Annotated in this window: 10 protein-coding genes; 2 read left to right on the top strand and 8 right to left on the bottom strand. The window is 45.6% G+C overall.

Annotation, left to right across the window (positions count from 1 at the left end; translation table 11 throughout):
• The first annotated feature begins 122 nt into the window (after nucleotides 1–122).
• The gene (gene bioA, locus R7044_RS04230; RefSeq protein WP_033905079.1) at nucleotides 123–1,403 is read left to right on the top strand and encodes an adenosylmethionine--8-amino-7-oxononanoate transaminase; all 1,281 of its coding nucleotides are present in this window, start codon (nucleotides 123–125) and stop codon (nucleotides 1,401–1,403) included.
• Nucleotides 1,404–1,472: 69 nt separating this feature from the next.
• Here bioA and R7044_RS04225 read toward each other — a convergent pair whose 3' ends face one another.
• The 8 genes from R7044_RS04225 to lrp form a co-directional block, all read right to left on the bottom strand.
• Nucleotides 1,473–1,739 carry a DksA/TraR family C4-type zinc finger protein gene (locus tag R7044_RS04225; protein WP_033905078.1) on the bottom strand — a complete coding sequence of 89 codons (267 nt, stop codon included), beginning with the start codon at nucleotides 1,737–1,739 and terminating at the stop codon, nucleotides 1,473–1,475.
• A gap of 137 nt (nucleotides 1,740–1,876) precedes the next feature.
• Nucleotides 1,877–2,317, bottom strand: coding sequence for a hypothetical protein (locus R7044_RS04220; RefSeq protein ID WP_033905077.1), 441 nt, complete (start codon nucleotides 2,315–2,317; stop codon nucleotides 1,877–1,879).
• Complete coding sequence (locus R7044_RS04215; RefSeq protein WP_225455367.1) at nucleotides 2,311–2,883, bottom strand: ATPase; 573 nt, start codon at nucleotides 2,881–2,883, stop codon at nucleotides 2,311–2,313. Before R7044_RS04215 ends, R7044_RS04220 begins: the two co-directional genes overlap by 7 nt.
• 365 nt (nucleotides 2,884–3,248) lie before the next feature.
• Nucleotides 3,249–4,556, bottom strand: a complete 1,308-nt coding sequence (serS, locus tag R7044_RS04210; RefSeq protein ID WP_005378225.1) for a serine--tRNA ligase — start codon at nucleotides 4,554–4,556, stop codon at nucleotides 3,249–3,251.
• A 91-nt stretch (nucleotides 4,557–4,647) separates the two neighbouring features.
• On the bottom strand, nucleotides 4,648–6,003 hold the full coding sequence (locus tag R7044_RS04205) for a replication-associated recombination protein A (protein WP_020196990.1): 1,356 nt from the start codon (nucleotides 6,001–6,003) through the stop codon (nucleotides 4,648–4,650).
• Nucleotides 6,004–6,630 (bottom strand): outer membrane lipoprotein chaperone LolA, encoded by a 627-nt coding sequence (lolA, locus tag R7044_RS04200; RefSeq protein WP_033905075.1) that lies wholly within the window; start codon nucleotides 6,628–6,630, stop codon nucleotides 6,004–6,006. It abuts the gene before it with no gap.
• A 61-nt stretch (nucleotides 6,631–6,691) separates the two neighbouring features.
• Nucleotides 6,692–9,739 carry a DNA translocase FtsK 4TM domain-containing protein gene (locus R7044_RS04195; protein WP_033905074.1) on the bottom strand — a complete coding sequence of 1,016 codons (3,048 nt, stop codon included), beginning with the start codon at nucleotides 9,737–9,739 and terminating at the stop codon, nucleotides 6,692–6,694.
• A gap of 152 nt (nucleotides 9,740–9,891) precedes the next feature.
• On the bottom strand, nucleotides 9,892–10,386 hold the full coding sequence (lrp, locus tag R7044_RS04190; RefSeq protein ID WP_005378234.1) for a leucine-responsive transcriptional regulator Lrp: 495 nt from the start codon (nucleotides 10,384–10,386) through the stop codon (nucleotides 9,892–9,894).
• 156 nt (nucleotides 10,387–10,542) lie between these two features.
• Between lrp and ald the strand changes: the two genes are divergently transcribed.
• Nucleotides 10,543–11,667: an alanine dehydrogenase gene (gene ald, locus R7044_RS04185; RefSeq protein WP_005378241.1), complete on the top strand. Its 1,125-nt coding sequence runs from the start codon at nucleotides 10,543–10,545 to the stop codon at nucleotides 11,665–11,667.
• Nucleotides 11,668–11,686 lie beyond the last annotated feature (19 nt).

The raw sequence follows: 11,686 nt of genomic DNA, 5'->3' as shown, positions 1-11,686 counted from the left end.
CTTTAGTCACTTTTGTTGTTGTGTTGACAGTCTACTGAGTCTCGATAAACTGTCAACACGACGCAAAAGAACAAAGTTTACATCTGTCTGTTTTTTAATCTAAATTATTATTGGAATCGCACATGGATCTCGCCTTCGACCGCCAGCATATCTGGCATCCTTACACTTCTACATTGACACCTCTGACCTGCTACCCAGTGGCATCGGCAAATGGTGTGCACATTAAATTGGAAGATGGTACTGAGCTGGTCGATGGCATGTCTTCTTGGTGGTCGACGATCCACGGCTATAACCATCCGCACTTAAATCAAGCCGCTCACCAGCAAATCGATAAGGTCTCTCACGTGATGTTTGGCGGGATTACCCACCAGCCAGCAATCAGTTTGTGTAAGAAGTTGCTATCCCTAGCACCAAGTAATCTTGAACATGTATTCCTTGCCGATTCAGGCTCTGTTGCCGTAGAAGTCAGCTTAAAAATGGCACTTCAATATTGGCATGCAAAAGGCGAACGCCGACCGAAGTTTCTTACTTTGCGACACGGTTATCACGGCGATACGTTTGCGGCGATGTCGGTCACCGATCCTGACAACTCAATGCACTCTCTCTACAAAGGCTTTTTGCCTGAGCATATCTTTGCGGAGTCACCAACTTGTGGTTATTGGGATGAATGGAAGCCAGAAGACCTTACCGACTTCGAGCACAAGATTGAGACGCACCATCAAGAACTTGCTGCGGTGATCCTAGAACCTATTGTTCAAGGCGCAGGCGGCATGCGCATCTACCATCCAGAATTTCTCAAAGGCGTGCGTAGACTTTGCGACAAATACGGTCTGTTATTGATTGCAGATGAGATCGCTACCGGTTTTGGACGCACAGGTAAATTGTTTGCCTGCGAACATGCGGATATTCAACCAGACATTCTGTGTGTCGGGAAAGCACTTACTGGCGGCTACATGACCCTCTCTGCGACCCTCGCGAGCAAACACGTAGCAGACACTGTTTGTGGTGGTGATGCTGGTTGTTTTATGCACGGTCCAACCTTTATGGGGAATCCACTCGCTTGTGCCGTAGCTACTGCAAGTTTGGAATTGATCGAGCAAGGTGATTGGAAGCAACAAACCCAACAAATTGAAACGCTGTTTTCTGAGTTACTACCAAAACTTGAAGAATACGACTTGGTGAAAAACACCCGTTGGTTGGGTGCTATTGGCGTAGTGGAGACGCTTCGCCCTGTGAATATGGAAACCATCCAAGCCTTGTTTGTTGAACACGGAGTGTGGATTCGTCCATTTGGCAAACTGATTTATATGATGCCGCCGTTCATCAGCAAGCCAGAAGATATTGAGAAGCTAGTTAACGCGATTGATGCAGCGTTGCAACGTAAAGACTGCTTCGCTTCATAGTTCCATTCAATACGAAAACGGTTTGAGTATGAGACTCAAACCGTCTCGTTATTTATTAGAGCAGTAAAGCTATCGAAGTTGACTGTCTTTACTCGCTCGTCGATTGAACAATGCTTGGCGTTGAGATACCAATTCGATTGTTGACTGACATTCGATACACAAACGAACGCCTTTCATTGCAAGACGACGCGCTTCTGGGATCTCATCACCACACTCATCGCAGTAATGGGTGCTCTCACCCTTTGTGATACTGCCACGAACACGGGAAATCTCGTCGTCTATTGTGTTTTGAATTTGTTGGCTGACGCTATCGTCGTTTGCCCACCCTACGGCCATAAGCCCTCCTCGTTACTTGAATGAGAAAATCTACTTACCGTGGTAAGGTGGATGATTATATCGATTACAAATAACAAGATAATTAGGGTAAACTCGAAAACACTATTACGTTTTGGTAATAATCACTCTGTAATCGATTATTCGGCACTCTCATGGAAAAGCAATGCAAGGTTACTCATACTTCCTTCCTCACATTCAAAGTACTGGATTTGTTCAGGCTCTCTCAAAGTAACACTGAGTATCTTCTCTACCTCACCAAACTCCTCGCTAAAGTACTCACTGACTAATATGACCCGCTCACCAATACTAAATTCCAGTGACTTCTCATCTACCAATGCTCGATGGTAATGTTCGACACGATAATCTTGAGGTTTTATCCGCTGTAAAACTGGGCTTTTATTCGCAATAGACTTATAAAGGATAAGCCCGCCTTTGGCTTGATCTATCGAAATACTAAAGTTCATAGTTTGGTTTACTGAACATTCAAAGACTTTTCTAGGCGAGGTGCTAGCAACAGCAAATGTGCTCATAATGGCAATACTTACCCCCCAAGTGACCGCCAATCGTTTCATTACCATTCAGCCAACACCTTAAATAGCGACTGTTCAGACATACGGGTTAATACATATCCATGTGAAGATGAATACGAGCCACTGAGTACACTATTCTCTTTCTCAATAACGATATCCTCGATGCCGTCAGCGTTGTAATCACCTTTTGCTACAATCGTAATGACTTGAAAGCCATCGGTCGCGTCGAAGTACTCTGCTCTCACTTCACTGGAGACATGAGTTCTTTGGATATGGTCTGCTTCATCCCACGTTGATAGTGTCTTTGCTTTCTCAGCACTTTCGTTAGAAATAACAAAAGCAAGCGCACTTGGGGTTAAATTAGGAAAGTTATCGTCTAACTTAAATTTCGATATAAATGAGCGCTTGGAGGCGGTTAACTTTGCCATCTCACTCCATGTTTGACACTGAGTTAAATACGCTTTAAACACGCCGTATTCATAAGCTTTAGCCGCAGTAAAACCCGCAGAGTTTGCAGTAGCTAAGTCTTTGCAATTAGACACCGATTTCGTATCGCCAGACGCATTTGCCAACTCAAGCCCATATCCCCAGTCGAGTGAATTACGCAGCTGCATACTTTCTTCGGATGGTTGTGCTAATTCGCGCGCAAAAAAGCGTTCGGTTCGCTCACTATCTAAGTATTGAGGTTGAATAAGTTCACTTGCGATAACCCTCCCGAAAACAAGCAAGGTAAGCGCAAAAATAACACGTAATAAAAAATGATTTACTGGCATAACGTTTAACAACAAAGACAAATGAGGACGTTAGCTTGTCACGTGAAAAACCGCTTAGAAAAATATCATTTATCTCCTACTGCCAGATTCTGGGCGAGCTCGTCACTAATGCGTGTGCTAATTACATAACAACGTATTTTCACTCGACGCAGATAACAAAAAACCCAGCGCAAAGGCTGGGTTTTGGTGTTCTAGTGGTTAATGAATTAACCGATGTGCGTTGCGCCCGCCATGTACTTCTGAAGTACTGTAGGGATTGCAATGCGGCCGTCTGCTTCTTGGTTGTTTTCTAGGATAGCAACCATTGTACGACCTACAGCAAGACCAGAACCGTTTAGCGTGTGTACAAGCTCAGGTTTCTTCTCGCCTTTACGACGGAAACGCGCTTGCATACGACGAGCTTGGAAATCCCACATGTTAGAACATGAAGAGATCTCACGGTAAGTTTCTTGAGCAGGAACCCAAACTTCTAGGTCGTAAGTCTTACGAGCGCCAAAGCCCATGTCACCTGTACATAGAACCACTTTACGGTAAGGAAGCTCAAGAAGTTGTAGAACTTTCTCAGCGTGACCTGTTAGCTCTTCTAGTGCGTTCATTGAATCTTCTGGCTTAGTGATTTGTACTAGCTCAACTTTGTCGAACTGGTGCATACGAATAAGACCACGAGTATCACGACCGTAAGAACCTGCTTCTGAGCGGAAACATGGCGTGTGCGCTGTCATCTTAATTGGTAGATCCGCTTCGTCAGAAATCGTGTCACGAACTAGGTTCGTTACAGGTACTTCTGCAGTAGGGATTAGAGACAGTTTACGTGGCTCTTCGTCGTTTACTTTTTCCGCTAGAGGCTCTGTGTGGAAAAGGTCTTTACCGAACTTAGGAAGCTGACCAGTACCGAATAGGCTGTCAGAGTTTACTAGGTAAGGTACGTACATTTCTGTGTAGCCGTGCTCTTCAGTGTGAAGATCTAGCATAAACTGAGCGATTGCACGGTGTAGACGAGCGAATTGGCCTTTCATCACGATGAAACGTGCGCCAGTGATCTTAACTGCACTTGCGAAGTCTAGACCGTCGCCCATTTCGCCTAGGTCAACGTGATCTTTCAGTTCGAAGTCGTAAGACTTTGGCTCACCCCAACGAGAGATTTCAACGTTGTCGTTTTCATCTTTGCCATCTGGCACTTCATCTGCTGGGATGTTTGGTACAGAAAGCGTGAATTCGTCTAGTTGAGCCATTACTTGCTCAAGTTCAACTTTCTTCGCATCAAGATCGCTACCTAGCGTACCGATTTGTTTCTTGATCTCTTCTGCGCCTTCTTTGTCGCCAGCCGCCATTTTTTGGCCGATTTGCTTGGAGATGGAGTTACGCGTGGATTGTAAATTTTCTACTTCTACTTGAATGGACTTACGTTGTTCTTCAAGTTTACGAATAGTATCTACGTCTAGCTTAAAGCCACGACGCGCCAGTTTAGCAGCTGTTTCATCCAGCTCTGTACGAAGTAATTTAGAATCCAGCATTGTTAATCCTATGCTTTTTGTTGTGAAATCACGCGCACTTTCCAAGCGTACGCGTTAAAAAAATTTACTAAACAAATGTATCCAAAAACGCCTACTTTTCATAGCGCTTTTGTGGGCTATTTGCGTCTAAAGTAGCCAAGTAATCTAACTTTTCGCCGATTTTGGTCTCCAGACCACGATTTGTCGGCTGATAGTACCTACGATCGCCCATTTCAGGCGGCAAATATTGCTCACCTGCTGCGTAAGCACCAGGCTCATCGTGAGCATAACGATACTCAGCCCCATAACCCATGTCTTTCATCAAACTGGTTGGCGCATTTCGAAGGTGATGCGGCACTTCATATTCAGGTAAGTTATGAGCGTCTGTGAGCGCTTGTTTCCACGCCACGTATACCGCATTACTTTTTGGCGCACACGCTAAGTACACGATCGCCTGTGCAATCGCACGTTCACCTTCTGCTGGACCAACTCGGGTAAAGCAATCCCAAGCAGACAGTGCCACTTGCATTGCGCGAGGGTCAGCATTACCTACATCTTCCGATGCTATCGCAAGTAATCGACGGGCAATATAAAGAGGATCACATCCCGCTGCAATCATACGCGCAGACCAATACAGCGCAGCATCTGGGTTTGAGCCACGAATTGATTTGTGAACCGCAGAGATTAAGTCGTACCAGATGTCACCTTTGTTATCGAAGCGAGAGACCTTCTCCCCTGCTACTTCCGCAAGCAACTTAAGCGTGATCTCTTTTTCACCCTGCGCATTGTCTTCTGCCATATCGTAGAGGAGCTCAAGATAATTGAGAGACATACGAGCATCACCGTTTACCAGTTCTGCTAGACGGTCTAATACGTTATCAGCGAAGTGTGCAGGTGTATTACCCAGCCCACGTTCTTTGTCGCTTATGGCTTGGTTCAACGCCAACGAGATTTCATCTTTGTCGAGAGACGTTAGCTTGTACACACGCGCACGTGACAGCAATGCGTTGTTTAGCTCAAACGATGGGTTTTCTGTCGTCGCTCCAATAAAGGTAACCGTGCCATCTTCAATATGCGGCAAAAATGCGTCTTGCTGAGATTTGTTGAAGCGATGCACCTCATCCACAAACAAGATGGTGCGGCGACCCGCCATTTTATTCTCACGTGCTTTCTCGATTGCTGCACGGATTTCTTTCACACCAGATGTTACGGCAGACACGCGCTCAACTTCAGCATTGGCATAGTTTGCAGCCACTTCCGCTAATGTCGTTTTGCCTGTGCCTGGTGGTCCCCAAAGGATCATAGAGTGAATGTGACCCGCCTCTAGCGCACGGCGCAGTGGCTTACCAGGGCCTAAAATGTGCTGTTGTCCAATGTATTGCTCGATTGTTTCCGGTCTCATACGAGCAGCAAGGGGACGAAAATCTTCGTCCCCCGAGAAATCTAATGTGTAATTACTCACTACCAATTAATTCCTTTGGTCATCCACTTCCACACCTTTTGGAATTGTGAATGTGAATCTGTCTGCTTTTGGTTTACCCAGCTTCACGTTGTTAAAGGTGAACAAACCTTTTTGACCGTCTTGCTCAACCACGTTGAAGCCTTTCACGACACCTTTGGCATCAATATTAATCTGGAATTGACCTTGTGTGGAGTCTACTGCGGTAGGAACGAGAGTAAACTGGTCACCTTTTTGAGATATTTTGTAGTTATTCCAATCACTTGCTCGGTTACGCGTTAGCAAAACAAATGGCGTTTGCTCTGTTGCTTGCTCTTGCCAGTAGATGCTCACTTGCTCGATGAATGGGCTGTAGTACCACAATGTCTTACCGTCAGAGACCAATAGGTTCTCATCAGGGAATGTTGTACTCCAACGGAACAGGCTTGGGCGGGCAATTTCAACCGTACCTTCTCCTTCCATCACCGTTTCGCCTTCAGGGCTGATAACCTGCTGAGAGAAATCCGCACTAAAGCCATCATTCATAGAAAGGCGTTTGTTTAATTCATCTTTAGGAGACGCTGCGTGCGCAGTAGAGAAGAGGGAAAAGCTTAAAACAAGCGCAGAGAAAAGTTTCGCTGAAAATAGTTTTTTCATTCAGATACCTATTATTAGAACCACTCACCTCAGTTGGACTGAGGTGAGTAACACAAGTTCATTAATCTTTTGGTGGCGCAGGTGCCAGTACTTCACGGTTACCGTTATGACCCGGAGCACTTACGATGCCCTGAGCTTCAAGCTGCTCTACAATACGGGCGGCACGGTTGTAACCTATCTTAAATCGGCGCTGAACTCCGGAAACCGAACCTCGACGTGATTGAACCACGTGCTCAACAACTTGATCGAAGAGCGGGTCTACATCTTCATCCGCTTCCATTTGCTCACCTGGCAATAGACTTTCTGGAGTTTGATCTCCACTGATGATCTCTTCAATGTAGTTCGGTTTACCACGCGCTTTCCAGTTGTTTACAACAGCATGAACATCATCATCTGATGCAAATGCACCGTGAACACGAGTTGTATGACTTGATCCCGGCGGTAGATACAACATATCACCCATACCAAGTAGTGATTCTGCGCCGCCTTGATCTAGGATTGTACGAGAGTCCGTTTTAGTCGATACCGTAAACGCAACACGAGTTGGAATGTTAGCTTTAATTAGACCGGTAATAACATCAACCGATGGACGCTGAGTCGCAAGAATTAAGTGAATACCTGCCGCACGCGCTTTTTGCGCCAAGCGAGCAATCAGTTCTTCAACTTTCTTACCTACCACCATCATTAGGTCAGCAAATTCGTCAACAACAACGACGATGTAAGGCAGCTTTTCTAGCAATGGCGGTTCAGTATCCATGCTGTCGCCTTCTTGCCAGAACGGGTCATGGATTGGGTGGCCCGCTTCTGCTGCCATCTTCAATTTTTCGTTGAAGCCCTTCACATTACGTACACCTAATGCCGACATCAATTTGTAACGACGTTCCATCTCGCCCACACACCAACGCAGAGCATTTGATGCGTCTTTCATATCAGTCACAACTTCAGAAAGAAGATGAGGGATACCTTCATAAATAGAAAGCTCTAGCATTTTCGGGTCAATCATGATGAAGCGTACATCTTCTGGACCTGCTTTATACAGCATGCTCAAAATCATCACGTTCACACCCACCGACTTACCAGAACCTGTTGTACCTGCTACTAACACGTGAGGCATCTTCGCAAGATCTGCCACCACAGCTTCGCCCGCAATGTCTTGACCTAGCACAACCGTTGTTGGTGACGTTGCTTGCTCAAACTGAGGGCTACTGATGACATCAGATAAATAGACCGTCTGACGACTCATGTTTGGCAGTTCCAAACCGATGTAAGGCTTGCCAGGGATTACTTCCACAACACGTACCGCCATCGCAGACAATGCACGCGCTAAGTCAGTTGAAAGACCAGAAATACGACTTACTTTCACCCCTGGCGCCAAATCAAGCTCAAAACGAGTGATCACTGGACCAGGATAAATACCAACCACATCGGCTTTGATTTTGTAGTCAGCGAGTTTGCTCTCTACCAATCGAGCGACCTGCTCTAGCGCATCACGGTCGATAAAGTTTTCACGTTTTTCTGGATGATAAAGCAACTCGAGCGTTGGGAGTGGCTCTTCCGGAACTGGCAAGTTTTCTTCTTTCTGTACCAAAAATGGGTTCTGTGTTGCAGCGACTTTGGCTTGCGCATTGGAAACCATATCTTGGAATGCGGTAACATCTTGGTCGTTGTCTTGGACCTCTTCCACCTCCACTTTTTGAGGTGCAGGTTCAAATGTTGTTGAAGGTGTTGCAACTTGCTGATGAGGCGTTGTTGGCTGTGCTTGCTGTGCAGGCTGAGATTCCACTTCGTCTTCATCATCTAACACATCAAAGTCAGAGATCGTAGGCTCAATATGTTGGCTCGATTCTGTTTGCGCCGTGATGCTATCTAATACAGCAGAATCAATTGCAGGCTCTTCATGTACAGGATGCTCAATACTTGGCTGCTGTACTTGCTCTGCTTCAAATTGTTCGTACTCCGCATAATCTGGTTCAACACTGATCGGTTCTTCTGTAGCTGTATGTGGCTCTACATAGGAAGAGTAAGTGTCTGCAAATGATGGGGCTGCCTGTTCTTCAGTTCCCCAGTCATCTGCTTGTTGCGCCGCTGCTTCAAGCTCTTCTATCGTAACATTCAGTTGCTTGGTGCGTTCCAAGAGCGGATCAACGTTATCAGTGTTAACCGTATGGATAGGTTGTGTTTGAGGCTCAGGTTCAGCATAAACTGGCGCAGCATTAACCGTAGCCTTGCGTTGTGGTGGCGTCGGTTCTACCATCGCCTGTTCCGCAGGCTTATCAGGTTTCGCTTGCGGCATATAAATAGGATACTCATGCGCTGGCGCCGATTCTTTCGGTTCATCGACGTCGTATGCCGTTAAATGAGGAAGCGGCTCATCATCAATTTCATAATCTACATTATGTTTAGGCGTAGAGACTTTGTCTTCTACAAACTCATCAAGCTGAGGTTCTAAAACTTCCTGCTCTGAACCTCTTGCCTTATTTGCAAGCGCGGCAATTAGTGCTAACGCACGATCACCAAGCCATTCCACGATGTTAAGCCATGAGATGCCAGTGAAGAGCGTAAAGCCCGCTCCCCACAAGAACAGCAATACCAATGTGGTACCGAGTACATTCAATGTAGGTAAAGCGAGGCTAGACAACACATCCCCGACCACACCTCCGGATGAAAAATACCAAATGTCATCAAAATTAATATCGGCAAGACCGCAACTGGTCATAATAAGGACGACCAGACCGAGCAGCCTTGTACCCCATAGCATGAAATCAATGGGCTCATCTTCTCCTCGTTTACGGCAAATCACCCATGCAGCCGCCGCTAGCAAGAAAGGGATTGGGTAAGCGAGAGAGCCAAATGTGAAGAATAGAGTATCGGCTAGCCAAGCGCCGAAAAGGCCACCAGCATTATCGATATCCCCTCCCCATGCGGTTTGGGACCAAGAAGGATCGGCCGGACTGAAGGTAAATAGTGCAACCGCAAGCAATACCGAGCTAAGAACGCCAACGATAAAGCAGCACTCTTTTAAGCGTTGGAAGCCATTTAAGCGTGAAGACTGGGGCTCTTCACTGGTTTTGATAATGGTTTCGACTTTCTTTGCGTTCTCTTTGAACATAAATCAACTTGAATATGGAAATGAAATAGGAAATTGCAAAACATTCCGAGCGGCATCAAGCCGCTCGGTAAATTGATTTAACCATATCAAGGAGAAAAACCCAATTACTCTCTGGCGAAAGCGGAAGCATATACCGCTTTCTTTGCAAGAAATTAACGAGTTTTGATCACAAGCTGGTTAGATTGTTTCACTTCTTCCATAACAACGTATGTGCGAGTGTCATTTACGCCAGGTAGACGTAGTAACGTATCGCCCAATAGTCGGCGGTAAGCACCCATATCTGATACACGGGTTTTAAGAAGATAGTCAAAGTCACCTGAAACAAGATGACACTCTTGTATGTCGTCTAGCTTTTGAACAGCTGAGTTAAACTGCTCAAACACATCCGGCGCACCACGGTTTAGCGTAATCTCAACGAATACTAATAGTGATGCATCCAGGAACTGCGGATTCAATAATGCAGTATACCCTGTGATATACCCCTGACGCTCTAAGCGACGTACACGCTCCAAACATGGCGTTGGAGAAAGTCCCACACGTTTTGAAAGCTCAACGTTTGAAATACGACCGTCTTTCTGCAGCTCATTAAGAATGTTGCGGTCGATACGGTCTAGTTCCTTGGACGGCTTTTTATAGTTGTCTGCCATTTTTTATTCCACCTTATTACTTCCTTGCAAAAAAATATACTACAACTTTTTAATATTTGGTGCCAAATTTTACAAATCTATAACTATACTAGTTATTAATTCGACAATAACACCCTACTAACAGTTAATACAACCATTATAGAAAGAGGATACAGGATGATCATTGGCGTACCTAAGGAAATCAAGAATCACGAATATCGTGTTGGTATGATCCCAGCTAGCGTGAGAGAACTCATCTCACATGGTCACCAAGTTTTAGTTGAGACCAATGCAGGTGCCGGCATTGGTTTTTCAGACGATGATTACATCGCTGTCGGCGCATCCATTCTCCCTCATGCTGCTGACGTATTTGCGCAAGCAGACATGATTGTAAAAGTAAAAGAACCCCAAGCAGTAGAGAGAGCAATGCTCCGCGAAGGGCAAATTTTATTTACTTATTTACACCTAGCACCAGATTTTCCACAAACTGATGAGCTAATCAAGAGCAAAGCTGTCTGTATAGCCTATGAGACTGTAACAGATAATATGGGTCGTTTGCCACTGTTAGCACCAATGTCAGAAGTGGCAGGTCGGATGTCTATCCAAGCTGGTGCGCAAACGTTGGAAAAATCGCACGGCGGTCGTGGTCTGCTCCTAGGCGGCGTACCTGGTGTTGAACCTGCAAAAGTCGTTATCGTTGGTGGTGGCGTTGTTGGTGCAAACGCTGCTCGTATGGCGGTTGGCCTTCGCGCTGACGTCACCATTCTAGACCGTAACGTAGACACACTTCGTAAGCTTGACGAAGAATTCCAAGGTCGCGCAAAAGTGGTTTATTCTACTGAAGACGCTATCGAGAAGCATGTTCTAGAAGCGGACCTTGTTATCGGTGCCGTTCTAATTCCTGGCGCAGCAGCACCTAAACTGGTCACTAAAGAGCACATTGCTAAGATGAAGCCTGGTGCGGCAGTGGTTGACGTGGCAATTGACCAAGGCGGTTGTTTCGAAACTTCGCACGCGACAACTCACGCAGATCCAACTTACATCGTTGATGAAGTGGTTCACTACTGTGTAGCAAATATGCCTGGCGCAGTTGCTCGCACTTCAACATTTGCACTCAACAACGCTACACTTCCATACATCGTGAAGTTAGCAAATAAAGGCTACCGCGAAGCACTTCTAGAAGATAAAGGCTTCCTTGAAGGTCTAAACGTTATTCACGGAAAAGTAACGTGTAAAGAAGTAGCAGAAAGCTTTGACTTGGAATACGTTGAACCAACTCAAGCTATCGCTATGTTTAATTAATGACAAAATAAAACATAAC

The sequence above is a fragment of the Vibrio sp. 1402 genome, assembly GCF_033340275.1.
Note: the sequence above shows the minus strand (reverse complement) of the source record. Positions and strands in the feature narration are given on the sequence as shown.

Excerpts from the sequence above, each read along its gene's own strand:
- bioA (WP_033905079.1), top strand. The coding sequence starts at position 123 with ATGGATCTCGCCTTCGACCGCCAGCATATCTGGCATCCTTACACTTCT.
- R7044_RS04225 (WP_033905078.1), bottom strand. The coding sequence starts at position 1,739 with ATGGCCGTAGGGTGGGCAAACGACGATAGCGTCAGCCAACAAATTCAA.
- R7044_RS04220 (WP_033905077.1), bottom strand. The coding sequence starts at position 2,317 with ATGGTAATGAAACGATTGGCGGTCACTTGGGGGGTAAGTATTGCCATT.
- R7044_RS04215 (WP_225455367.1), bottom strand. The coding sequence starts at position 2,883 with ATGCAGCTGCGTAATTCACTCGACTGGGGATATGGGCTTGAGTTGGCA.
- serS (WP_005378225.1), bottom strand. The coding sequence starts at position 4,556 with ATGCTGGATTCTAAATTACTTCGTACAGAGCTGGATGAAACAGCTGCT.
- lolA (WP_033905075.1), bottom strand. The coding sequence starts at position 6,630 with ATGAAAAAACTATTTTCAGCGAAACTTTTCTCTGCGCTTGTTTTAAGC.
- R7044_RS04195 (WP_033905074.1), bottom strand. The coding sequence starts at position 9,739 with ATGTTCAAAGAGAACGCAAAGAAAGTCGAAACCATTATCAAAACCAGT.
- lrp (WP_005378234.1), bottom strand. The coding sequence starts at position 10,386 with ATGGCAGACAACTATAAAAAGCCGTCCAAGGAACTAGACCGTATCGAC.
- ald (WP_005378241.1), top strand. The coding sequence starts at position 10,543 with ATGATCATTGGCGTACCTAAGGAAATCAAGAATCACGAATATCGTGTT.